The sequence below is a fragment of the Rhodococcus sp. AG1013 genome (assembly GCF_003350365.1).
GTDB lineage: Bacteria > Actinomycetota > Actinomycetes > Mycobacteriales > Mycobacteriaceae > Prescottella.
Window position 1 is genome coordinate 28,479 of the sequence record NZ_QQAT01000020.1, and the last position, 22,386, is coordinate 50,864.

Genomic DNA, 22,386 nt, shown 5'->3' on the forward strand with positions numbered 1-22,386 from the left:
CCCCACACCAAGAGGGTTTCTCATGACGACATCCATCCCGACCGCCCCGCGCCAGCAGCTCTACGTGGACGGCGCGTACACCGACGGCAGCACCGGCGAGTCCGTCGAGGTGATCAGCCCGGTCACCGGCGGCCACATCGGAACCATCCCGGTCCCCTCCACCTCGGATCTCGACAAGGCCGTGGACGCCGCCCATCGCGCCCAGGCCGAATGGCGCAAGGTGGGGGTCTGGCAGCGCGCCGAGATCTGCCACCGCATCGGTGACGAGCTCGAGAAGCGCATCGACGTCCTCGCCCGCCTGCAGACTCTCGAGCAGGGCAAGCCGCTCGCCGAGTCCATCGCCGACGTGACCGAGGCGGCACAGCTGTTCCACCTGCACGCCGAGGACGCCGTCCGCCTGCACGGCGAGACCCTGCCGTCGAACGATCCGCAGAAGCGGATGTGGACCTTCTACCGGCCGGTCGGCGTCTGGGGCATCATCACGCCCTGGAACTTCCCGCTGCTGATGCTCACCGAGTTCGTCGCACCGGGCCTGGCCACCGGCAACGCTCACGTAGTCAAGCCGCCGACCCACACCTCGCTGACCGTGTTGGCTGCGATGGAGGCGTTCGAGGCCGCCGGTCTGCCGGCTGGTCTCGTGAACGTCCTTCCCGGAGAAGGCGACTTCGGCTCCGCCCTCGTCTCGCATCCGGGCATCGACGCCATCGGCTTCATCGGTTCGTCGCAGACCGGCGCGAAGATCCAGGCGACCGCCGGCCTGAAGCGGTCCATCATGGAGTGCTCCGGCAACGGCCCCCTCATCGTGCTCGCCGACGCCAACGTCGAGGCCGCCGCCAAGGCCGCCGCCGACGCCGCGTACTACTGCGCGGGCCAGGTCTGCTGCGCCACCGAGCGTGCCCTCGTGCATGCCGACGTGCACGACGCCTTCGTCGAGGCGCTCGTCGCCTACTCCGACACGGTCCGCCTCGGCGACCCGTTCGACTCCGCGGTCAACCTCGGCCCGCTCAACAACGAGGGCGTCGCCGCGAAGATGGATCGCCACCTGGCCGACGCCCGCGAGCGCGGGTTCGACATCCTCGTCGGCGGCGGTCGACGCGCAGGTTTCCCGACCGACCTGTACTACGACTTCACCGTCGTGGACGGCGTCACGCCGGACGGCCTCCTCAGCAAGGAGGAGTCGTTCGGCCCGGTCGTGCCGGTCATCACCGGCCGCGACGACGACGAACTGCTCCGCCTGGCCAACAGCGACGCGCTCGGCCTCCAGGCAGCGGTGTTCACCGAAAGCCTTTCCAAGGCTTACCGATTCGTCGAGGAGGTCGAGACCGGACAGGTGATCGTCAACGACAGCACCGGATTCTGGGACATCAACATGCCGTTCGGTGGCGCCGGCGGCAAGGGCACCGGCTGGGGCCGGATCGGCGGCAAGCACACGCTGATCGACATGTCCGACCTGCGCACCGGTGTCATGCACCTGAACCGCTGATTCGCGACGAACACGCTCTCCAATGAAAGGTCTCCGCATGCCCACCACCAGCCCGTCGACGATCGACGGGGTGCGCCGCTCCCCGTACTGGTTCGACGTGACGCCCGCCCCGACGCCCCTCCCGGCGCTCGCGACGACGCTGTCCGCCGATCTGCTGGTGGTGGGCGGAGGCTATACCGGCCTGTGGACCGCACTGATGGCCAAAGAATCGGACCCCGACCAGCGCGTGGTACTCCTCGAGGGCCACACCGTCGGGCATGCCGCGAGCGGGCGCAACGGCGGCTTCTGCTCCCCCAGCATCACGCACGGCCTCATGAACGGCGTGAACCGCTGGCCGTCCGAGGCCGCGTCCATGCACCGGATGGGGCTCGACAACCTCGCGGGGATCGAGCAGACCCTCGAGCGCTACGGCATCGACGCCGACTACCGGCGGCCGGGCAAGGTCAGCTTCGCCCGCACCACTTGGGAACTCGAAGGTCTGCGCGCCTACTCCGAGATGAGCGGCGGCTACGGCGAGCCGTCGCAGTTCATCCCGCCGTCCGAGGTCGGCGACTGGACCGCGTCGCCCGCGTACGTCGGCGGTCTGTACCTGCCCGACTACTCGCTGGTCGATCCGTACAAGCTCGTGCTCGGGCTCCGGCGGGCATGCCTCGACCTCGGTGTCGAGATCCACGAGAACACACCCGTCACGTCGATCGACAAGACGCCCGACGGGCGCATCGCCGCGACCACGCGGGGAGGACGGGTCGAAGCCCAGCGAGTTGCGCTGGCCACCAACGTATTCAAGCCCCTTCTGCGCCGGCTCACGAACACGACCATCCCGGTCTACGACTACTCGCTCGTCACCGAACCGCTGAGCGACGCCGATTTCGAGTCGATCAAGTGGACCGGGGACCTCGGTCTCACCGACGCCTCCAACCAGTTCCACTACTACCGCAAGACAGCGGACAACCGGATCCTGTGGGGTGGCTACGACGCGATCTACCACTACGGCTCCCGTCGCGACGAGGATCTCCTCGACCGACCGGAGACGTATGCGCGGCTCGCAACGAACTTCGCCACGACGTATCCCCAACTGGCCCACGTGCAGTTCACCCACGCGTGGGGCGGCATCATCGACTCGTCGACACGGTTCTGCCTCACCGCCGGAACGGCGTACGGCGGACGGGTCGCCTACGCGACGGGCTTCACCGGCCTGGGCGTCACCGCGACCCGCTTCGGTGCGCAGGTGATGCTCGATCGTCTGGCCGGACGCAAGACGGAACGGACGGAACTGGCGATGATCCGGCGCCCCGCCGTTCCGTTTCCCCCGGAACCGGTGCGTTACTTTGGTGTCCAGGCGACCAGATGGTCGCTGGCCAGGGAGGACGACCACGGTCGCCGCAACCTGTGGTTGCGACTCCTCGACAGCATAGGACTGGGATTCGATTCCTAGTCGTACCGAACCGGTTCGGAGGTCATCTTGAACACACCGAGCATCGACACGATCGACGCAAAGATCATCGAGCTCCTGCAGAAGGACGGTCGCCTCCCGTACCGGCAGATCGCGGAGGCGCTCGACATCCCCGCCTCGTCGGCGCGATACCGCGTGCAGCGACTCGAGGAGGCCGGGATCCTGCAGATCGTCGGGATCGCCAACCCGATGCGAATCGGCTTCGACCGTATGGCGATGGTCGGCATCCACACCCGCGCCGGCACCGCACGCTCGGTGTGCCAGGCGGTGGCGGCGCTGCCCCAGACGAGCTACGTGATTGTCACGTCGGGGCGGTACGACGTCATCGTCGAGGTGATCTGCAAGGACACCGAGGACTTCACCCGCCTGATGCACGACCAGTTGCACGCCATCGACGGGGTGCTCTCCACCGAGTCGTTCTTCGTGCTCGAGGTGGGCAAGCTGGCGTACGGCTGGGGAGTCGGCAACCCGCCGATGCTCCACGGCGTCGTCTCGGCGGACACCGCACCGGTCGAGCTCGACGAGTGACCGCGGCATGGGCGCACCCGTTCGGGGGCGCCCGTGTCAGGCCTCGCTCGGGTCCGACCCTCACTACTCGAAACACGACTCGACAGGCCCACCAATGACTTCCACGCATCCACAGCCCGCCCCGCACCAGGACAGCGTCGTCGTTCCCGACGTCACTCTGGACCACAAGGCCCTCCCGGACGAACTCGTCGTCGACGGATCGCCGACCACCGCCCACCAGGCCCTGTCGTCGCTGTCGGGGTTGACGATCGGGGTATGGGAGCACACCCAGGGAACCTCGCGCGACGTGGAGGCGGACGAGGTGTTCTTCGTCGTCGACGGCCAGGGCACCCTCGAGTTCGAGGACGATTCTCCCGCAGTCGATCTCCGCCCCGGCACCCTCGTCCGCCTGCACGCCGGACAGCGCACCGTGTGGACCGTGCGCGAGACGCTCCGCAAGATCTACATCTCCTGACCACCCGGCTCTCAGACTCCGACGACGAAAGCATGGACACGATGCACCAGTACATCGACGGGATCCGGTGCGAAGGGGCCTCCGGTTGCACCCAGGACGTGATCGACCCCTCGACCGGCGAGACGATCGTCACCGTCACCCTCGCGAGCAGCGACGACGTCGACCGCGCGGTCGCAGCCGCGCGCCGCGCCTTCGGATCGTGGTCGCGGACCACCCCGGCCGAACGCTCGGCGCTCCTGCTCCGCGTCGCCGACATCCTGCGCGGCCGCTCGGACGAACTCGCGGCGCTCGAGAGCCGGCAGTGCGGTAAGCCGATCCGGCTGGCACGGGAGTTCGACGTCCCCGGCTCGATCGACAACATCGAATTCTTCGCGGGCGCCGCGCGCATCCTCGAGGGAAAGGCGACGGGCGAGTACTCGCCGACGCACACCTCGAGCATCCGCCGCGAGCCGCTCGGCGTCGTGGGGGCGGTCGCGCCGTGGAACTACCCGCTGCAGATGGCGGTGTGGAAGATCTTCCCCGCGATCGCCGCCGGGAACACCGTCGTCCTCAAGCCCGCCGAGATCACACCCCTGACCGCGCTGCTGCTGGCCGAGGCGATCACCGAGGCCGGCGTCCCCGACGGCGTCGTCAACATCGTCGTCGGCAGCGGCCAGGAGGCCGGCGCGGCGCTGGCACGCCACGTCGGCGTCGACATGATCTCGTTCACCGGATCGACCGCGGTGGGGCGCTCGATCCTCGAGGGCGCCGCCACCAATGCCAAGCGCGTCCACCTCGAATTGGGCGGCAAGGCACCGTTCGTCGTGTTCGACGACGCCGATCTGGATGCCGCCGTCCACGGGGCCGTGGCCGCGAGCCTGATCAACGGCGGACAGGACTGCACGGCCGCAACCCGCGCGATCGTGCACGAGTCGGTGATCGACGCGTTCGTCGCGGGCGTGGCCGAGCTGTACGAGTCGGTCACGCTGGGTCCGACCGGCGACGAGGCGACGGACATGGGCCCCCTGAGCTCGTACGCACACCGCGACCGCGTCGCTGCAATGGTCTCGCGCGCACGCGATTACGCAACGATCGTCACCGGCGGCAGCGCCGGTGACGGACCCCTCGCCACGGGCGCGTACTACCGTCCGACGCTGATCACCGGAGCCTCGGTCGACAGCGAGATCTACCGCGACGAGGTGTTCGGCCCGGTGCTGACGGTGACACCGTTCCGCGACGACGACGAGGCCATCGCCCTCGCCAACGACACCCCGTACGGGCTCGCCGCATCGGCGTGGACCACCGACCTGCACCGCGCGCTGCGCGCAACCCGTGAGATCGTCGCCGGCTGCGTCTGGGTCAACGACCACATCCCGATCATCAGCGAGATGCCGCACGGCGGGGTCAAGCAGTCCGGATTCGGCAAGGACATGTCGACCTACTCGTTCGAGGAATACACCACCGTCAAGCACGTGATGTTCGACCTCTCGCGCGACGCCCGGAAGGCGTGGCACAGGACCGTCTTCCGCACGGACTGAGTGGCTCGTGGCGTTCGCACTCCTAGGCGCCCAGCGCGAACGCCACGAGGAACCCGAGTGCGGTGGAGATCCCCACCCACCAACCGCCCTCGCGGTACGCCTCCGGCATCAACGAATCCGCAAGCACCGCAATGGTTGCCCCACCGGCGAAGGCCTGGATGACGGCAATTCGACTGTCCGGGATGGTGTCGGAGACGGCGTTGGCCGCGACGACGACCAGCACCAGGACCGCGGCAGTGGCGGCCCACACCCCGAACGCCCGCCGCGAGTTGAAGCCGGGCTGCTCGCGCATCGACGCGGCGCCGGCGACGGCCTCGGGCACGTTGCCGACCGCGACCGCGACCAACAGCACCACTCCCCCGCCCTCCATGAGCGAGACGCCCAGGGCGGTGTTCTCGGGGATGCCGTCGAGCAGGGCCCCGAGCATCAGCGCCCACCCCAGCGCCGCGGGACCGAGCTTGTTCTCGATGAGGTGATCGGCCACCACATACACGAGGGCGCCGGCCAGCAGCGCCGTCCCGGCGACCCACACGCCCTCGATCGCGAACGCCGGCGCGAAGAGCTCGGACGACACCGCCGCCACCATCGTGCCGGCGCCGAAGGCCATGAGCGCGGCCAGCAGTGGCCGCGGCAGGCTGTAGCGCAGGCCCACCCACGCACCGAAGAGCAACGGTAGAGCCGTCCCGAGACCGTACAGCGCAGCTGTCAGCATCGATCGATCGTAGTAAGCACTGCGACCTCCTGCCGGGATCGAGGACAATCGACCCATGGCATGGCTCGAAGTCCTGCGCGCCGGCGCACGCACCACCGTCCAGGATCGGGGACGGCCCGGGTATGCGCGTCTCGGCGTCGGCGTCTCGGGGGCCGCCGACATCGTCGCGCACGACGGCGCGAACCGCCTCGTCGGCAACGATCCCCGCGCCGCGACGCTCGAGGTGACCCTCGGTGGTCTGCGGGTGCGGGCGGTCGGGCCGGCCACCCTCGCCGTCACCGGCGCGCGGGCACCGCTCACGGTGAACGGGGAACCCCGCCCGCACTACTCCACCCTGCACGTGCGCGACGGCGACGAGGTGGTGCTGGGGCTGGCCACGGCGGGACTACGCACCTACCTTGCGGTGCGCGGCGGCATCGACGTCACGCCGATCCTGGGCAGCCGCGCCACCGACACCCTCTCCGGCATCGGCCCCGAACCGATCCGGGACGGCGACCGCCTGCCGGTGGGAAGCCTCCACGGCGAGCTGCCGATCGAGGAACTGATCCCGCCACCCGCGCCGCCCGGAGATCCCGTCGAACTACGCGTTCGCACCGGTCCGCGCGACGACTGGTTCACCCCTGCATCCCTGGCCGCCCTGGTGCACCGGACGTGGACGGTCAGCACCGACACCGACCGTGTGGGCGCACGCCTCGACGGGCCGGGACCGCTGCACCGCTCCCGTCACGGCGAACTGCCGAGCGAGGGCATGGTGACCGGCGCGCTACAGGTGCCGCCGAACGGCATGCCGGTGCTGTTCCTCGCCGACCATCCGGTCACGGGGGGCTATCCCGTGATCGCCGTGGTCGTGGAAGAAGACATCCCGGCCGCAGCTCAGATGCGACCGGGATGTCGGATCAAGTTCCGTCAGCTACGACGCTGACGCGCGATCTCGGACAGCACGACGCCCGCGGCGACGGACGCGTTGAGCGACTCCACCGGTCCGGCCATCGGGATGCTCAGGACGGCGTCGCACGTCTCGCGCACGAGCCGCGACAGTCCCTTGCCCTCCGAACCGACCACGATGACCACCGGGCCGGTGCCATCGTAGGTGTCGAGGGTGGTGTCGCCGCCGGCGTCCAGGCCGACGACCTGGACACCCTTGGACTGCCAATCCTTCAGTGTGCGAGTGAGATTCGTGGCCCGCGCGACAGGCAGGCGAGCCGCGGCACCGGCACTGGTGCGCCAGGCGACAGCGGAGACGCTGGCGCTGCGACGCTGCGGGATCACCACACCGTGACCGCCGAACGCGGCAACCGAACGAACGACGGCGCCGAGGTTGCGCGGGTCGGTGATGTTGTCCAGGGCCACCAGCAGCGCGGGCTCCTGGTTGGTGCGGGCCGACGCCAGCAGATCGTCCGGGTGCGCGTACTTGTACGGCGGCACCTGCAGGCCGATGCCCTGGTGCAGTCCGTTGGCACTCATGCGGTCCAGGTCGGTGCGCGGCACCTCGAGGATCGAGATCCCCATGTCGGCCGCACGCTGCACGGATTCCTTGAGGCGATCGTCACTCTCGGCGCCCACCGCGACGTACAGCGCCGTCGCTGGGACACCCGCGCGCAGGCACTCGACGACCGGGTTGCGGCCCAGCACCATCTCCGGACCGTCCTCGGCCTTGCGGCCGGCCGGCAGACGACCCGCGCCGGGGCGGCCGCCGCCGGTGGGACGCTGCTGCGCCGCCTTCGCCGCGGCCCGGGCCCGCTTCGCGGCGGGATGCTTGGTGCGGGCCTCCGCCGGAGGCGTCGCGCCGCGGCCCTCGAGACCCCGGCGATGCTTGCCGCCGGACCCGCTGACCTGCCCCTTCTTGGTGCCGTCCTTGCGGATCGCGCCGCGCCTGCTCGAATTTCCAGCCATCACTGTCCCGATTCGTTAGAAGCTTGCTTGAGGGACCATTCGGCCCCGTTCGCGGTGTCCGTGACCTCGATACCGGCCTCGGCCAGCCGGTCCCGGACCTCGTCGGCCACTGCCCAGTTCTTGTCGGCCCGGGCCTGCTGACGCCGGTCGAGCTCGGCCCGAACCAGGACGTCGAGGGCATCGAGCGCCGTCGAGTTGTCAGTCGCGGACGCCCACTGCGGATCCAGCGGATCGACACCGAGGATGCCGAGCATCGCCCGCACCTGCGACGCCAGCGCGCGAGCACCGTCGAGATCACCGGACTCGAGCGCGATGTTGCCTTCGCGGACCCGGCCGTGGATCTCGGCCAGCGCCGACGGCACACCCAGGTCGTCGTCGAGTGCGGCGGCGAACTCCGCCGTCCACTTGCCCACCGGGACCTCACCGGCCCGCTCCACGACGCGCGTCACGAACGACTCGCAGCGACGGTAGGCGGCCGCACCCTCGTGCAGCGCGGTCTCGGAGTACTCGAGCATCGACCGGTAGTGGGCGCTGCCGAGGTAGTACCGCAGTTCCTGCGGGCGAACCTGCTTGAGCACGTTCGGCACCGACAGCACGTTCCCGAGCGACTTCGACATCTTCTCGCCACCCATGGTGACCCAGCCGTTGTGCAACCAGTACTGGGCGAAGTCGTCGCCCGCGCACTTCGCCTGCGCGATCTCGTTCTCGTGGTGCGGGAACACCAGATCCATTCCACCGCAATGGATGTCGAACGCCTTACCGAGGTAGAACTCGGCCATCGCCGAGCACTCGAGGTGCCAGCCCGGTCGTCCCGGGCCCCACGGCGTCGGCCACGACGGCTCGCCCGGCTTCGCGGCCTTCCACAGCGTGAAGTCCCGCGGATCGCGCTTGCCCTCGGCCACGCTCTCGCCCTGGTGGACGTCGTCGAGCTTGTGACCGGACAGCTTGCCGTAGTCGGGGTAGCTGACCACGTCGAAGTAGACGTCGCCGGCGGACGCGTACGCGTGGCCGTTGTCGATGAGGCGCTGCATCATCTCGACCATCTGCGTCATGTGCCCGGTCGCCCGCGGCTCCACGGACGGCGGCAGCACACCGAGCTGCTGGTACGCCCAGTCGAACGACCGCTCGTACGTCGCGGCCCACTCCCACCAGGGGCGGCCCGCCTCGGCGGCCTTGTTCAGGATCTTGTCGTCGATGTCGGTGACATTCCGCACGAACGCGACGTCGTAGTCGTGCGCGAGCAGCCAGCGGCGCAGCACGTCGAATGCGACGCCACTGCGCACGTGCCCGATGTGGGGGTCGCCCTGAACGGTGGCGCCACACAGGTACACCGAGGCATGTCCGGGGGTCAGCGGAACGAAGTCACGCGGAGCCCGTGTCACGGTGTCGTATAGGCGCAAGGTCACGACGTGCGATTCTACCGGTCGCGATCAGCGGGGATGATCAGCGCGGTCGCGACGGCAGCGATGCCCTCTCCGCGACCCGTGAGACCCAGTCCGTCGGTCGTCGTCGCCGACACCGACACCGGTGCGCCGAGCACGTCCCCGAGGACGCGCTGCGCCTCCTCCCGACGCGGACCGATCTTGGGCCGATTGCCGATGACCTGCACCGACGCATTCCCGACGACGTATCCGGCGTCGGACAGCAGGCTCCGGACCTCGGTGAGCATCCGCACACCGCTCACGCCGTCCCACTCCGGACGACCGGTGCCGAACACCGAACCGAGATCGCCCAGGCCCGCGGCCGACAACAACGCGTCGCACAGCGCGTGCGACGCGACGTCGCCGTCGGAATGCCCGGAGCATCCGTCCGCGTCCTCGAACAGCAACCCTGCCATCCAGCACGGACGGCCGGGCTCGATCGGATGGACGTCGGTGCCGATTCCGACTCGCACGCGTAGGGCTCCCTGTGCTCGAAAAAAACTCAGACTTACTCAGACTTACTCGGACTCCGCCGGTCCCGCCTGCCCCAGCAGAATCCGGGCCAGAGCGAGATCCCACGGTGTGGTGATCTTGAATGCTTCGGGCTCACCGACGATGGTGCGCACCCGCTCGCCAAGTCGCTCGACGAGGCCGGCGTCATCCGTCGCGTCGCCGTCGACGTCCAGGTAGGCGCGGCGCAGTAGCGACGCCTCGAAACCCTGAGGCGTCTGGACGGCGCGCAACTCCGAGCGTGGTGGTGTGCCGGTGACGGCACCGAGCACGTCGACCGTCTTGATGGTGTCGCTGACGGGCAGCACCGGAATGACCGCTTTGCGTCCCGCCTGAAGTTCCGCGACCACTCGAGCGATCAGCGACGGCGGCGTCAGAGCGCGCGCCGCGTCGTGCACCAGCACCAATTCGGCGCCCGTGGCTGCCGCGAGTCCGGCGCGGACCGAGTCGGTCCGCTCCTCGCCCCCGACAACCACGACGACGCCGTCGGGCAGATCCGCCCGCGCCTCGTCCACGAGCGTCTCGGGCACGATCACGACGACCGTGTCCACGACGCCCGACTCGAGGAGTCCGTCGACGGCTCGGCGCAGCATGCTGCGCCCGCCCAACTCGACGAACGCCTTCGGGACGGACTCGCCCAGCCGGACTCCACGTCCGGCCGCAGGGACCAGCGCTACGACCGGTCCTCGGTTCTCACCCACTGTCAGGACGCGGCGGCGAGGACCTCGTCGAGAATGATCTCGGCCTTGGCGTCGTCGGTGCCTTCCGCCAGAGCGAGCTCACCCACGAGGATCTGCCGCGCCTTGGCCAGCATCCGCTTCTCACCCGCGGACAGGCCGCGGTCCTGCTCACGCCGCCACAGGTCACGAACGACCTCTGCGACCTTGTTCACATCACCCGAGGCCAGCTTCTCGAGGTTCGCCTTGTACCGGCGAGACCAGTTCGTCGGCTCCTCGGTGTGCGGCGCACGAAGCACCTGGAACACCTTGTCGAGACCCTCCTGGCCGACCACGTCACGCACGCCGACGTACTCGGCGTTCTCCGCGGGAACGCGAACGGTGAGATCGCCCTGCGCGACCTTCAGAACGAGGTATTCCTTCTGTTCACCCTTGATGGTGCGGGTTTCGATTGCCTCGATCAGCGCCGCTCCGTGATGGGGGTATACGACGGTGTCTCCGACCTTAAAAATCATCTGTCCCGTGCCCCTTTCGATCTTTCGAGTTTAACACGTGACCAATCGATCGTCCCATCAACGGTGCAGGTCAGGGGCGTCCTTACCTGATCTTAGGGCTTGACAGGCCGCACCAACCGTGCATTTCGGGCCGCGCGAACCGCCTGCCGAGCGACCCGCGAGGCGCCACCGAACCTGCACGCGGACAACCGTTGTGCGCCCGACACGACCTCGTAACGAGTACCCAGCGCACAGCCGCTCCGAGCCGACTACTACTCTGCCTAGTGGATTGTGAACCTGACCCATGGAGGACAACCCGTGACTGCTCTCAATGCGTCGCCGACTCGCCGAGTCATGGCCGCTGTCGCTCTCGCTGCCGGCGCGACGCTCGTGCTGTCCGCGTGCGGCGCAGGTCAGGTCTCGCAGACCGCCACCCAGGTTGCTGCGGTGAACGGCAACAAGGCGACCAGCGGCGACATCGCACTGCGCAACGTGCACGTCGTGTACCCGAACTCCGAGGAGTTCAGCATCGAACCGGGCGGCAACGCGCAGCTCGCGTTCACCGCGATCAACCTCAGCGAGCACGAGTCCGACCGCCTGAAGGGCATCAAGACCGACTTCGCCGGCGCCGTCACCATCGACGAAAAGGAAGGCGGCCGCGACATCAAGCCGCAGGCCTCGCTCGGTGCGGGCAACCCCGACGTCACGGTGCCCGAGCAGGCGCCCGAGCACGTCAGCCTGATCGACGTCACGCTCGAGGACATCCGCGAGGGCGTCCGGCCCGGCCTGACGTTCCCGGTCACCTTCTCCTTCGAGAACGCCGGCGACATCGTCGTGCAGGTGCCGGTCGACGCCGGCCCGCAGACCGAGCGCCACGAGTCGGAGATGTCCCCCGACGTGGCCGAGGGTCATCACTGATCCGTCGGATCGGACGTACTTCCGGAAGAGCCCGGGCGACACCGTCGCCCGGGCTCTTCTGTCGGTCGGGACCACTAGGCTGCGCGCGTGGCAAAAGCTAAATCGAGCTTCCGGTGTTCGTCGTGTCAGCACACTGTGGCCAAGTGGGTCGGCCGCTGCCCGGAGTGCGGCACGTGGGGCTCGATGGACGAGGCTCCGGTCCTCGCGGCGGTCGCGTCCCGTCCGGGCGCGTCACTGGCACGCGCCGGTGCCAGCGCGCTGCTGCCGACCACGCCGGCGTCCCCCATCACCCAGATCGACGGCACCGCCACTCGCGCCAAGCCGACGGGCGTCGACGAACTCGATCGGGTCCTCGGCGGTGGCGTCGTTCCCGGCTCGGTGGTGCTGCTGGCCGGCGAGCCCGGCGTCGGCAAGTCGACGCTGCTGCTCGAGGTCGTGCACCGGTGGGCGTGCCGCGGACCCGACGACCGCGCGCTGTACGTCACAGGCGAGGAATCCGCGGGTCAGGTCCGGCTGCGCGCAGATCGCACCGGGTCGGTGCACGAACGGGTGTATCTGGCCGCCGAGTCGGATCTCGCGACAGTACTGGGACACGTCGAGCAGGTCCGCCCGACGCTGCTGATCGTCGACTCCGTGCAGACGATGCTCGCCGCCGACGTCGACGGCGTCGTCGGCGGCGTCACGCAGGTGCGGGCCATCACCAGTGCGCTCACGTCGCTCGCGAAGGCCAGCGGGGTTCCGGTGCTGCTGATCGGCCACGTCACCAAGGACGGCGCGGTGGCCGGTCCCCGATCGCTCGAACACCTGGTGGACGTGGTCCTGCACTTCGAGGGCGACAAGCACTCGACGCTGCGGATGATCCGCGGCATCAAGAACCGTTTCGGTGCGGCCGACGAGGTGGGCTGCTTCGAACTGCGCGAGGACGGCATCGTCGGGGTGAGCGACCCGTCCGGGCTGTTCCTGCACCACCGGGCCGAGGAGGTGCCGGGCACCGCCGTCACGGTCACGATGGACGGCAAGCGTCCCCTACTCGGCGAGGTCCAGGCACTGGTCGCGCCCACCAACAACCCGTCGCCGCGTCGCGCCGTGAGCGGACTCGACTCGGCGCGGGTGTCGATGGTGCTGGCCGTCCTGGAACGCCGCCACGGCATCAAACTCTCCGACCGCGAGGTCTACGCCGCGACGGTCGGCGGCATGCGGATGACCGACCCGTCGTGCGATCTAGCGCTCGCGGTCGCGGTCGCGTCGGCCGGCAAGGACCGGTCGATCCCCGCCGGCACCGTGGTGCTCGGCGAGGTCGGCCTGGCTGGTGAGGTCCGACGCGTGGCGGGTGTGAGCCGCCGCGTCGCGGAAGCCGCCCGGCTGGGATTCACCCGCGCCGTCGTTCCGCTCGACTCCGGCGAACTCCCGAAGGGCATCCGTCCCGTCGAAGTGGGAAACGTCGGAGATGCCCTGCGGGCCTTGAATCTTCGGTGAGGGTCAGACCGCCGACGTGCCGAACGGCGACATCGGTTCGCCGTCGACGAAGGCCGCCGTCGGAGCGAAGTGCTCGGGGTTGACGGTCAGGAACAGGCCGCGCGAGGTCGCGACGGGCGTCTCCGGGTCGACGCCGGGCCCCTCCACGATGAACGCCTCCGAGGTCGTGTACGCCTTGCGGCGGACCGTGCCCTCGATGCGGGCACGGAACTCGAGCACCGAACCCAGCGGGATCGGACGCGCGAAGTCGATCTCGAGGTGCGCGGTGACGACGGGGCCGCCGAGAACCATGCACGCCATGCCCTGCACCTCGTCGAACGCGGTGGAGAGGATGCCGCCGTGGATCACGCCGGGGCCACCCTGGTAACGCTTGGCAACCTCGAGGCGCCCGGTGACGGACAGGTTCTCTCCCGCGAGAAAGGTCATCGCCATACCGGCGGGCTGGTCGTCACCGCAGCCGAAGCACTTGGACCAGTGCTGGGGAAGCGGCTCTCCCGGCGCCGGGAAGAAATCCGGCAGCTCGGGAAGGACAAGGTCATCGGGCAAGGTCCAAGTACTGCTCACAACTAGGTAATGTAGAGGCGGCCCGACCGCGGCCGGAATGCGGCTCGGCCAGATGTGACGTCGAACGCACTCGGGATTCCGTCCGATCGGACCCGAGGCGCCGACCGGAAAGCGCCGACCGCACGAGGGGGGATTTCGCGATGAACGATGCCACGCCGTCCGCGGTGCTCCGCGAAACGATCGCGCGCCTGGCCCCCGGAACCGCGCTGCGCGACGGACTCGAGCGCATCCTGCGCGGCCGCACCGGCGCCCTGATCGTGCTCGGATACGACGACCAGGTCGAGGAGCTGTGCGACGGCGGATTCGAGCTCGACGTCGAGTTCGCGCCCACCCGCCTGCGCGAGCTGTCGAAGATGGACGGTGCCGTCGTCCTCTCCACCGACGGCACCCGCATCGTCCGCGCCAACGTGCAACTGGTGCCGAACCACAAGATCCCCACCGTGGAGTCCGGAACGCGCCACCGCGCGGCCGAGCGCACCGCGATCGAGACCGGCTACCCCGTCGTGTCGGTGAGCCAGTCGATGAGCATCGTGAGCGTGTACGTCGGCGGAATCCGACACGTCATCAACGGGTCGGCGACCATCCTGTCCCGCGCGAACCAGGCCGTCGCGACCCTCGAGCGGTACAAGGCTCGGCTCGACGGGGTCACCCGTCAGCTGTCGGTCGTCGAGATCGAGGACTTCGTCACGCTGCGCGACGCGCTGACCGTGGTGCAGCGCCTCGAGATGGTGCGCCGGGTGTCCGTCGAGATCGAACAGGACGTGCTCGAGCTGGGCACCGACGGCCGGCAGCTCGCGCTGCAGCTCGAGGAACTGGTCGGCGACAACGACACGGTCCGCCAGCTCATGGTGCGCGACTACCTGGCCGGATCCGAGCCCGCCTCGACGACGGCGGTGGAGAGCACGCTGTCCGCGCTCGACAAGCTCACCGACGTGGATCTGCTCGACCTCACCACCCTGGCCCGCGCCTTCGGTTACCCGGGCACCATCGAGGCGCTCGACGCGCCGATGAGCCCGCGCGGTTACCGGGTGCTCACCCGGGTGCCCCGGCTGCAGTTCCTGCAGATCCACCGGCTGGTGAGCTCGTTCGGGACCCTGCAGGGGCTGCTCGCGGCCACGGCCGCGGACCTGCAGTCCGTCGACGGCATCGGTGGCCTGTGGGCCCGGCACATCCGCGAGGGCCTCTCACGGCTCGCGGAGGCATCGATCAGCGGACCGTACGACTAGTTCGCCGCGTCAGGAGAAATTGAACGGCTCCGGGGAGCTACGCAGCTCGCCGAGCTGCGCGACCACCGAGTAGGCGCCCGGCGCGACCTGAACGCGCGGGGCCTTGCATCCCGGCTCCGAGGTGGTGCCCGACCACTTGACGGTGAATCGTGCCTGCCCACCCGGCTCGAGGACCTGCATCGCCGGATCCGCATCGGGGTAGCAGTCGACGTTGGACCACAGCCGGTTGCTGCCGTTGAGCGAGTAGACGAGCGCCTGCTGCAGTCCCGAGCCCAGGTCCCGCTCGCACTTGCTGGTACCGATGTTCGTGATCGCGATCGAGAAGCTGGGCTCGTCACCCGCCTTGTACTGGGGACGGTCGGGCGACACCTTCAACGCCAACGACTGGTCGGCACACGGGGCCACCTCGGGGCCGGCACTCGTGGAGGCCGCAGTCGTTCCGGACACGCTGGTGCCCGAGGCATCGGCCGTCGAGGACCCCGACCCGTCCGAGGGCTCGGCCGCCGGGGTGGTGGTCGCCTCGGTGAGCTCGGAGGTGCCCGCCGCGGCCGCCGACTCCGGGTCGTCTCCGCCACCACGGACCGACGCGATGATCCACACCAGCAGCGCGACGACCACGACGACACCACCGATGGCGAGCGCCCGTCGACGCCAGTAGATCTCAGGGGGCAACGGTCCGTTCGGTTCAAGCACGACTCAACCGTAATTCCATACGACCTGCCCTCGCTTCTTCGGTCCCGGCGTGTCGCGTCTGCGAACACGGCCGCGGTGGCCGAGTGGACACGTTCGGCTCGGCCTCAGTCCACCGACTCGCCGATGTCACCCACCACACCCTGCAGCTTGATGTCGCCGTCGGAGAGCTTGTAGGTGACGCCGACGATGGCGCACGTGCCCTTCTCCACCCGGTCGGCGATGATGCGCGAACGCTGCATCAGCAGCGAACCGGTCTCGACCACGTGCCGGCCCTCGAGCTCGTCGACGGTCGTGAGGCCCTCCTGCCGACCCATCAGGATCGACGGAGCCACGCGTTCGACGACGTCGCGGATGAAGCCGTTGGGGATCCGGCCCTTGTCGAGGGCGTCGAGCGTGGCCTTGACCGCGCCGCAGCCGTCGTGGCCGAACACGACGATGAGCGGCACGTTGAGGATCTCGACGGCGTACTCGATGGACCCGAGCACCGAACTGTCGATGACGTGACCGGCCGTGCGGACGACGAACATGTCGCCGAGACCGACGTCGAAGATGATCTCGGCGGCGACGCGGGAGTCGCCGCAACCGAAGAGCACTGCCGTCGGGTGCTGGGCGTCGACCAGTTTCGCGCGGTCGGCAATACCCTGACTCGGATGCAGCGGGGTGCCACTGACGAAGCGCTCGTTACCCTGCTTGAGGGCTTTCCAAGCGGAGATCGGGTTGGAATTGGGCATGCGGCAATTGTGCACCTTCGCGTGGCCGCCGTCTCGGTTGGACCGATGGCGACGGCGCGACGAGCGCCCGGCAGTGTGCGGAGAAGGGTGAGAGTTTCGATGTCGGTGGACGGTTCAGCACTGCTGCGCTGGTACGACGAGCAGGCCCGGGACCTGCCGTGGCGTCGCGACGGCGTGACGGCCTGGCACATCCTGATGAGCGAGATCATGCTGCAGCAGACCCCCGTCGTCCGCGTCGCGCCGATCTGGGAGGAGTGGGTGCGGCGCTGGCCGGTGCCGTCGCTGATGGCCGCGTCGAGCCAGGCGGACGTGCTGCGCGCGTGGGGAAAGCTCGGCTACCCGCGCCGGGCACTGCGCCTGCACGAGTGCGCGGGCGTGCTGGCCGACCGGCACGGCGACCAGGTGCCCACCGACGTCGACGTCCTGCTGGGCCTGCCGGGGATCGGCGACTACACCGCCCGTGCCGTCGCATGTTTCGCATACGGGCAGCGAGTTCCCGTGGTGGACACCAATGTTCGACGCGTCGTCGCGCGTGCCGTTCACGGCCGGGCGGATCAGGGCAATCCGTCCGCGAAGCGCGACATGGCGGACGTCGATGCGCTCCTGCCGCGCACCCGGGCCCGCGCCGCACGGTTCTCCGCCGCACTGATGGAGCTCGGCGCCACGGTGTGCACCGCCCGGACTCCCGACTGTGCGAGCTGCCCACTGCCGACCTGCGCATGGGTGGAGGCCGGGCGGCCCGCGCACGTCGGCGAGTCCCGCAAGGTGCAGAAGTTCGCGGGAACGGATCGCCAGGTCCGCGGGAAGCTGATGGACGTGCTGCGCGACAGCTCCCACCCGGTGGAGCGCGCGCGACTCGACCTCGTGTGGCTCAGCGACCCCGGGCAGCGCGATCGCGCACTCGATTCGCTCCTCGTCGACGGGTTGATCGAGCAGACCGAGGACGGACTGTTCGCCCTCGCCGGCGAGGGCAACTGACGATCAGTCCAACGTCTTCAGGAACTCCTCGACGGCGTCACGGTACCGCTGGGGCTGATCGTCGTGGACGAGGTGCCCGGCTTGGGCGACCCACATGTAGCGGGCGTCGTCGTGGCCGTCGAGCATGCGGCGCATCTGTCCCTCCGGGGTGATCGTGAACTCGCCCTCGATCAGCAGCGTGGGGGCCGTCACGGACTCCCACTGCGCCCAGAAGTCGCGGGTGCCCCACTCCTCGGAGATGTCGCGGAACGTCTCGACGTCACCGTGCAGGTACCAACCGTCGGCGCGGCGCTCGAACGACTCGAGGAAGTAGCGGCCGGCCACCTCTCCGAAGTAGTCCAGGACGGACTCCTCGGTGGGGAACGGCTGCGGCCACGCGGAAACCATTGCCGCCCAATCGTTTGCCGTCCGACCACGGAAGTCCGGCGCCATGTCCTCGAGCACCAGCGCGCGAACCCGCCCGGGATGGGCGGCCGCGAAGCACCACGCGTGCAGCGCGCCCATGGAATGGCCGATGACGGTGATCGGCTCGTCGACGGCGTCGAGCGCGTCCGCGAGGTCGGCCACGAAGAGTTCGGTCGTGGGAGCCGACGCGATGGGGCGTCCGTGCCCGGCGGCGTCGAATGTGTAGACACGGCCGTGGTCCCGCAGCCAGGGCACGTGCCGCACCCACGTCCGCGAGCTGCCCATCAGCCCGTGGAGCAGCAGTATCGGCCGGCCCGTCCCACCCTCGTCGTGCAACACAAGACCGACGGTAACCCACCGACGTCCGGAGTACCCTCACGTCATGGCAGTCGTGAAGATCAACGCAATCGAGATCCCCGAGGGCGCCGGCCCCGAGCTGGAGAAGCGGTTCGCCGCTCGCGCCCACGCCGTCGAGAACTCCCCCGGGTTCCTCGGATTCCAGCTCCTGCGTCCGGTGAAGGGCGAGAACCGCTACTTCGTCGTCACGCAGTGGGAGTCCGACGAGGCGTTCCAGGCGTGGGCTAGCGGCCCGGCCCGCGAAGCCCATGCCGGCGAGCGCGCGAAGCCGGTCGCCAGCGGTGCGTCGCTGCTCGAGTTCGACGTGGTGCTCGACGTCGCAGCGGCGTCCGGTTCCTGACGAATCCCCCTCCACATCGGACAAATCGTCCGGTTCGGTCACGGTGTCCATCGCTCGATTGACACCGTGACCCCCGGGTGCAAAAGTGCGCTCGACAGAGCGATGGATCGACGGAACCGGCAGCGATCGCAGCCATCACCGTCGCAGTAGTTCTCCTCGCAATGCTGGCCCTCTACCTGGTCGGATTCGACCAGGGGGCAATCTCCCGCAGCGGCATGCGCATGCACGAGCTCATGCATGACGGTCGGCACCTGCTGGGCCTGCCGTGCCACTGACCACGCTCACGGACAGTTTCAAGACCCTCCTCCTCCGCGGGCTGCTGGCCGGCCTGATCGCGGGCTTGCTCGCCGGTGCCGTCGCCTGCACGCTCGGCGAGCCGCACGTGCAGGCCGCGATCAACATCGAGGAGTCGGCAGCAGCCGCCGAGGCGCCTGCAGCGGACCATCACGCGGGCGAGGTCACCACGGATCCCGGCGCCGCGGAAGAGTCCGCGGGACACTCCCACGGTGACGAAGAACCCCTCGTCCGCCGCACCGGCCAGCGCGCAGGCCTGTTCCTCGCAATCGCGCTGGCCGGGCTGGCGCTCGGTGCGATCTTCGCGGTCGTCGCGCACTACGCACGCCGTTTCACCGCCCTGAACGGGCCGCTACTGGCGATCGCCGTCGCCGGATGCGGTTGGCTCGCAATCGAAGCCGTGCCGTTCTTCAAGTACCCGGCGAATCCGCCGGCCGTCGGCGACCCGGACACCATCAACGAGCGCACCCTGCTGTGGCTCGCGTCGGTGATCCTGGGACTGGCCGCCGTGGCCGTGTACGTGGGGCGCGCACTGCGCAACCAGCAACTGGTGACGCTGCGCGTCATCGGCCAGGTGGCCGCGTTCCTCGTCGTGGCTGCAATCGGGTACATCGCGCTTCCCGGCATCAACGAGGTCGGCGAGGACTTCCCGGCCACGCTGCTGTGGGAGTTCCGGGTCTCTTCGCTCGCAACGCAGGCCATGCTGGGGCTCGCGCTGGGGCTGGCGTTCGCGTTCCTCACGGAACGCGCCCACCGCCGCGTGACCCGCTAGATCAGATCGCGCACGTATCGTCAGTGCAGCCCTCGGCGTCACCGCCGGGGGCTGCACTGGTTTCGCCTGCCGTCTGGTCGTACGCCTGACGGAGCAGCTCCGCGAACACGTCCGCCGGCTGCGCGCCCGACACCGCGAGACGCCGGTTCGCCACGAAGAACGGCACCCCCGACACCTGCAGCTGGCGGGCCGTCTCGATGTCGGCCCGCACCAGGTCGGCGCCGGCGTCGCCGTCGAGCGCCGCCGTGACCTCGTCGGCGTCCAGGCCGGCGCTCGCGGCGAGCTCGACGAGCACGGTCCGGTCGTCGATCACCTTGCCGTCCGTGAAGTATCCCCGGAACAACGCCTCGAGCAGCTCGTCCTGCCGATCGCCGGCCAGATGCAGCAGGCGATGGGCGTCGAACGTGTTGGACGCGGTCAGGGTGTCGAGATCCATCACCAAACCGTCGACTGCAGCCGTACGGGCGACGTGCTCGTACAACTCCCGCGCCTGCTCGACCGGCACGCCCCGACGCTCCGCGACGACCTCGAGCTGACTGCGCCGGGCACCCACCGGGGTGTCGGGAGCGAGCTGGTACGACCGCCACACCACCTCGACACGGTCGCGGTGCGGGAAGTCGGCGAGGGCCGCCGCGAAGCGGCGCTTACCGATGTAGCACCACGGGCAGGCGATGTCCGACCACACCTCGACCAAAACGGTCGGCTGATCGGATTCGGATACGGCGGCATTGTTCTCGATGGTCACGAGCCATTCGAACACATGCCGCCCGCATCCTGTTCCGCGCCCACCGGGGGCGGTCAGCCGCGACTCAACTGCTCCCGTAACTCCCGCTTGAGGATCTTGCCGGACCGGTTGCGCGGCAGGGCTTTGGAGACGACCAGGCGCTGCGGCGCCTCGTCGGCGCCGACACCCCGGCTCTCGAGGTGCTCGACCAACTCGTCGAGATCGAGGATCGATCCGGGCCGACATCCCACGACCGCGACGACGCGTTCGCCCGTCCCGCCGTCGGGGCATCCGACGACCGCCACCTCCGCGACAGAGGGATGCTCCGCGATCAGCATCTCCAACTCGGCCGACCCGATCGGGACGCCGTCGCGCACGATGAGGTCGGCAGCCCGGTCGACGAACCTGAGGTACCCGTCGCCCGGACCGTCGATCACGAACAGGTCGCCGGTCCGGAGGAAGCCGTCCTCGTCGAACGGATCCCGGTCCCGCGCCGGGTTGAGGTACCCCGCGAACACCGTCGGCCCCTTGACCCGGAGTTCCCCGGGAACGCCCGGGACGACGATCTCGTCTCCGGTGCGGCCGTCCACCAAATCGACCTCGGCTCTCGTGGCGTCGCCTGCCCGCGGATACAGCAGAGTCCGCTGTCCCCGCGCCACGCCCGTCGGCGCCGAGCGCAGGCTCACGCCCTCGACGGTGCCGAAGAAGTTGATCAACTCGACCCCGTAGCTCTCCTTCCACTTCCGCACCGTGTCGGGCGACATCGGTCCGGCGCCTACGCCGATCCGGGTGAGGGTCGACAGGTCGACCGTGGGCCCCTCACGCCGTTCGATCTCAGCGAGTGCCGCCGGCCGCCCCGCGGTGTAGGTGACCTTCTCCTCCGCGATCTGACGCAGAAAGACATCGAGGTCGGACGGCTGATGCTGCACCAGCACACATCCGACGGAGAGCCACGGCAGCAGCGTTCCGACGATCCCCGCGGCAGTCATCATCTGGAACGGGTTGAGGATCACGTCGTCGACGGTCAGCGACGCGTATCGGACGAGGGCCCGAGCCTGGGCGAGCGACTCGTAGTGGGCGTGCGGCACCCCCTTGGGTTCGCCCTCCGTTCCTGCCGTCCAGCAGATGGCGATGCAGTCGTTGGGGTCGACGACGTGCGTTGTCGCGTACTCGGCAACCCTTTCGATGTCGGCTGCCGTCGGCACCGTGTGCCCGATCCGCACGACGCCGTCGGGCACACCCACCCCGTAGCTGAGGACGACCCGAAGCGTGGGGATCTGCGGCCGCACGGACATCACCCGACCGGCGACGGGGCTCGATCCGATCCGACCCGCGGTGACGAAGGCGCTGGCACACGACTCGTTGCACGTCTCGACGATCTCCGCATCGGTCGAATGCACCGGCAGCGGCGACACGATCGCACCGATCCGCCAGGATGCGAGGAAGACGACGACCTGTTCGACGGTGTTCGGCAACTGGACGGCGATCACCTCGCCGGCCCTGATCCCGGCCTCGAGCAGCACCGCCGCCAACCGGTCGACCTCGACATCGAGTTCGGCCCACGTGACCCGACGCGGCAGCGCGTCGACCTGCTCGGCCTTGTTCACGGGATCGACCACCGCAAGCTGGGATCCACGGTCCCGCACCCGATCGGCGAAGAGTTGTCGGACTGTCTCCGGAGTCCATGCGCCGGAAGCGGTGTACTCGGTGATCCGGATCTGAGGGTGAATCTTCAGGCTCCCCATGTGCCTTCCCTTCCGTCGATC

Annotated in this window: 25 protein-coding genes; 13 read left to right on the forward strand and 12 right to left on the reverse strand. The window is 69.2% G+C overall.

Annotation, left to right across the window (positions count from 1 at the left end):
- Positions 1-22 precede the first annotated feature (22 nt).
- The 5 genes from DEU38_RS21255 to DEU38_RS21275 all read left to right on the forward strand — a co-directional run bounded on the left by DEU38_RS21255 (position 23) and on the right by DEU38_RS21275 (position 5,435).
- On the forward strand, positions 23-1,483 hold the full coding sequence (locus DEU38_RS21255; RefSeq protein ID WP_114723393.1) for an aldehyde dehydrogenase: 1,461 nt from the start codon (positions 23-25) through the stop codon (positions 1,481-1,483).
- Positions 1,484-1,520: 37 nt separating this feature from the next.
- Positions 1,521-2,918: an FAD-binding oxidoreductase gene (locus DEU38_RS21260; protein ID WP_114723394.1), complete on the forward strand. Its 1,398-nt coding sequence runs from the start codon at positions 1,521-1,523 to the stop codon at positions 2,916-2,918.
- A gap of 27 nt (positions 2,919-2,945) precedes the next feature.
- On the forward strand, positions 2,946-3,464 hold the full coding sequence (locus tag DEU38_RS21265; RefSeq protein WP_220181944.1) for an Lrp/AsnC family transcriptional regulator: 519 nt from the start codon (positions 2,946-2,948) through the stop codon (positions 3,462-3,464).
- A 94-nt stretch (positions 3,465-3,558) separates the two neighbouring features.
- Positions 3,559-3,918: a cupin domain-containing protein gene (locus DEU38_RS21270; protein WP_114723396.1), complete on the forward strand. Its 360-nt coding sequence runs from the start codon at positions 3,559-3,561 to the stop codon at positions 3,916-3,918.
- 41 nt (positions 3,919-3,959) lie between these two features.
- Entirely contained in the window at positions 3,960-5,435 is a 1,476-nt protein-coding gene (locus DEU38_RS21275) for a gamma-aminobutyraldehyde dehydrogenase (RefSeq protein WP_114723473.1), read from the forward strand.
- Positions 5,436-5,457: 22 nt separating this feature from the next.
- Here the strand turns inward: DEU38_RS21275 and DEU38_RS21280 are convergent, their stop codons facing one another.
- Positions 5,458-6,147, reverse strand: coding sequence for a ZIP family metal transporter (locus tag DEU38_RS21280; protein WP_114723397.1), 690 nt, complete (start codon positions 6,145-6,147; stop codon positions 5,458-5,460).
- Between the two features lie 55 nt (positions 6,148-6,202).
- On the opposite strand from DEU38_RS21280, the gene DEU38_RS21285 reads away from it, so the two are divergent.
- The gene (locus DEU38_RS21285) at positions 6,203-7,069 is read left to right on the forward strand and encodes a biotin-dependent carboxyltransferase family protein (protein ID WP_181818886.1); all 867 of its coding nucleotides are present in this window, start codon (positions 6,203-6,205) and stop codon (positions 7,067-7,069) included.
- Here the strand turns inward: DEU38_RS21285 and rlmB are convergent.
- From rlmB to carD, 5 genes are read right to left on the reverse strand one after another with little or no spacing between them, the layout of a single operon-like run.
- The gene (gene rlmB, locus DEU38_RS21290) at positions 7,054-8,040 is read right to left on the reverse strand and encodes a 23S rRNA (guanosine(2251)-2'-O)-methyltransferase RlmB (RefSeq protein ID WP_114723399.1); all 987 of its coding nucleotides are present in this window, start codon (positions 8,038-8,040) and stop codon (positions 7,054-7,056) included. The two genes, DEU38_RS21285 and rlmB, sit on opposite strands and share 16 nt — an antisense overlap.
- The gene (gene cysS, locus DEU38_RS21295; protein ID WP_114723400.1) at positions 8,040-9,446 is read right to left on the reverse strand and encodes a cysteine--tRNA ligase; all 1,407 of its coding nucleotides are present in this window, start codon (positions 9,444-9,446) and stop codon (positions 8,040-8,042) included. Before cysS ends, rlmB begins: the two co-directional genes overlap by 1 nt.
- A gap of 11 nt (positions 9,447-9,457) precedes the next feature.
- On the reverse strand, positions 9,458-9,934 hold the full coding sequence (ispF, locus tag DEU38_RS21300; RefSeq protein ID WP_114723401.1) for a 2-C-methyl-D-erythritol 2,4-cyclodiphosphate synthase: 477 nt from the start codon (positions 9,932-9,934) through the stop codon (positions 9,458-9,460).
- 45 nt (positions 9,935-9,979) lie between these two features.
- Positions 9,980-10,672 carry a 2-C-methyl-D-erythritol 4-phosphate cytidylyltransferase gene (gene ispD, locus DEU38_RS21305; protein ID WP_114723402.1) on the reverse strand — a complete coding sequence of 231 codons (693 nt, stop codon included), beginning with the start codon at positions 10,670-10,672 and terminating at the stop codon, positions 9,980-9,982.
- Between the two features lie 2 nt (positions 10,673-10,674).
- Positions 10,675-11,163, reverse strand: a complete 489-nt coding sequence (gene carD / locus DEU38_RS21310; RefSeq protein ID WP_005515676.1) for an RNA polymerase-binding transcription factor CarD — start codon at positions 11,161-11,163, stop codon at positions 10,675-10,677.
- 297 nt (positions 11,164-11,460) lie between these two features.
- Between carD and DEU38_RS21315 the strand changes: the two genes are divergently transcribed.
- On the forward strand, positions 11,461-12,060 hold the full coding sequence (locus DEU38_RS21315) for a hypothetical protein (protein WP_114723403.1): 600 nt from the start codon (positions 11,461-11,463) through the stop codon (positions 12,058-12,060).
- Between the two features lie 87 nt (positions 12,061-12,147).
- Positions 12,148-13,536: a DNA repair protein RadA gene (radA, locus tag DEU38_RS21320; protein ID WP_114723404.1), complete on the forward strand. Its 1,389-nt coding sequence runs from the start codon at positions 12,148-12,150 to the stop codon at positions 13,534-13,536.
- A 3-nt stretch (positions 13,537-13,539) separates the two neighbouring features.
- Here radA and DEU38_RS21325 read toward each other — a convergent pair whose 3' ends face one another.
- Positions 13,540-14,100, reverse strand: a complete 561-nt coding sequence (locus tag DEU38_RS21325; protein WP_114723405.1) for a PaaI family thioesterase — start codon at positions 14,098-14,100, stop codon at positions 13,540-13,542.
- A gap of 140 nt (positions 14,101-14,240) precedes the next feature.
- Here DEU38_RS21325 and disA point away from each other — a divergent pair, with 140 nt between their 5' ends.
- A complete protein-coding gene (gene disA, locus DEU38_RS21330; protein WP_114723406.1) occupies positions 14,241-15,326 on the forward strand; it encodes a DNA integrity scanning diadenylate cyclase DisA in 1,086 nt (361 codons plus the stop codon).
- 9 nt (positions 15,327-15,335) lie between these two features.
- On the opposite strand, the gene DEU38_RS21335 is transcribed toward disA, so the two are convergent.
- Together DEU38_RS21335 and DEU38_RS21340 are read right to left on the reverse strand one after the other, a co-directional pair.
- Positions 15,336-16,019 (reverse strand): hypothetical protein, encoded by a 684-nt coding sequence (locus tag DEU38_RS21335; protein WP_114723407.1) that lies wholly within the window; start codon positions 16,017-16,019, stop codon positions 15,336-15,338.
- 104 nt (positions 16,020-16,123) lie between these two features.
- Entirely contained in the window at positions 16,124-16,750 is a 627-nt protein-coding gene (locus DEU38_RS21340) for a carbonic anhydrase (RefSeq protein WP_114723408.1), read from the reverse strand.
- Positions 16,751-16,849: 99 nt separating this feature from the next.
- Here DEU38_RS21340 and DEU38_RS21345 point away from each other — a divergent pair, with 99 nt between their 5' ends.
- Positions 16,850-17,728: an A/G-specific adenine glycosylase gene (locus DEU38_RS21345; RefSeq protein WP_114723409.1), complete on the forward strand. Its 879-nt coding sequence runs from the start codon at positions 16,850-16,852 to the stop codon at positions 17,726-17,728.
- 3 nt (positions 17,729-17,731) lie between these two features.
- On the opposite strand, the gene DEU38_RS21350 is transcribed toward DEU38_RS21345, so the two are convergent.
- Positions 17,732-18,472, reverse strand: coding sequence for an alpha/beta fold hydrolase (locus tag DEU38_RS21350; protein ID WP_114723410.1), 741 nt, complete (start codon positions 18,470-18,472; stop codon positions 17,732-17,734).
- 43 nt (positions 18,473-18,515) lie between these two features.
- On the opposite strand from DEU38_RS21350, the gene mhuD reads away from it, so the two are divergent.
- The 3 genes from mhuD (at position 18,516) to DEU38_RS21365 (ending at position 19,896) form a co-directional block, all read left to right on the forward strand.
- Positions 18,516-18,830, forward strand: a complete 315-nt coding sequence (gene mhuD, locus DEU38_RS21355; RefSeq protein WP_114723411.1) for a mycobilin-forming heme oxygenase MhuD — start codon at positions 18,516-18,518, stop codon at positions 18,828-18,830.
- A gap of 125 nt (positions 18,831-18,955) precedes the next feature.
- Positions 18,956-19,105, forward strand: coding sequence for a CbtB domain-containing protein (locus DEU38_RS21360; RefSeq protein WP_258558093.1), 150 nt, complete (start codon positions 18,956-18,958; stop codon positions 19,103-19,105).
- A complete protein-coding gene (locus tag DEU38_RS21365; protein ID WP_114723413.1) occupies positions 19,096-19,896 on the forward strand; it encodes a CbtA family protein in 801 nt (266 codons plus the stop codon). Before DEU38_RS21360 ends, DEU38_RS21365 begins: the two co-directional genes overlap by 10 nt.
- Position 19,897: 1 nt before the next feature.
- Here the strand turns inward: DEU38_RS21365 and DEU38_RS21370 are convergent, their stop codons facing one another.
- Positions 19,898-20,635 (reverse strand): DsbA family protein, encoded by a 738-nt coding sequence (locus DEU38_RS21370; RefSeq protein ID WP_254622940.1) that lies wholly within the window; start codon positions 20,633-20,635, stop codon positions 19,898-19,900.
- Positions 20,636-20,694: 59 nt separating this feature from the next.
- On the reverse strand, positions 20,695-22,365 hold the full coding sequence (locus tag DEU38_RS21375; RefSeq protein WP_114723415.1) for a class I adenylate-forming enzyme family protein: 1,671 nt from the start codon (positions 22,363-22,365) through the stop codon (positions 20,695-20,697).
- Positions 22,366-22,386 lie beyond the last annotated feature (21 nt).

Bases quoted from the DNA above. Each gene is read 5' to 3' on its own strand.
- DEU38_RS21270 (WP_114723396.1), top strand. From the start codon at position 3,559: ATGACTTCCACGCATCCACAGCCCGCCCCGCACCAGGACAGCGTCGTC.
- disA (WP_114723406.1), top strand. From the start codon at position 14,241: ATGAACGATGCCACGCCGTCCGCGGTGCTCCGCGAAACGATCGCGCGC.
- DEU38_RS21375 (WP_114723415.1), bottom strand. From the start codon at position 22,365: ATGGGGAGCCTGAAGATTCACCCTCAGATCCGGATCACCGAGTACACC.
- DEU38_RS21340 (WP_114723408.1), bottom strand. From the start codon at position 16,750: ATGCCCAATTCCAACCCGATCTCCGCTTGGAAAGCCCTCAAGCAGGGT.
- DEU38_RS21280 (WP_114723397.1), bottom strand. From the start codon at position 6,147: ATGCTGACAGCTGCGCTGTACGGTCTCGGGACGGCTCTACCGTTGCTC.
- DEU38_RS21260 (WP_114723394.1), top strand. From the start codon at position 1,521: ATGCCCACCACCAGCCCGTCGACGATCGACGGGGTGCGCCGCTCCCCG.
- DEU38_RS21285 (WP_181818886.1), top strand. From the start codon at position 6,203: ATGGCATGGCTCGAAGTCCTGCGCGCCGGCGCACGCACCACCGTCCAG.
- DEU38_RS21345 (WP_114723409.1), top strand. From the start codon at position 16,850: ATGTCGGTGGACGGTTCAGCACTGCTGCGCTGGTACGACGAGCAGGCC.
- rlmB (WP_114723399.1), bottom strand. From the start codon at position 8,040: ATGGCTGGAAATTCGAGCAGGCGCGGCGCGATCCGCAAGGACGGCACC.
- DEU38_RS21255 (WP_114723393.1), top strand. From the start codon at position 23: ATGACGACATCCATCCCGACCGCCCCGCGCCAGCAGCTCTACGTGGAC.
- mhuD (WP_114723411.1), top strand. From the start codon at position 18,516: ATGGCAGTCGTGAAGATCAACGCAATCGAGATCCCCGAGGGCGCCGGC.
- DEU38_RS21275 (WP_114723473.1), top strand. From the start codon at position 3,960: ATGCACCAGTACATCGACGGGATCCGGTGCGAAGGGGCCTCCGGTTGC.
- carD (WP_005515676.1), bottom strand. From the start codon at position 11,163: ATGATTTTTAAGGTCGGAGACACCGTCGTATACCCCCATCACGGAGCG.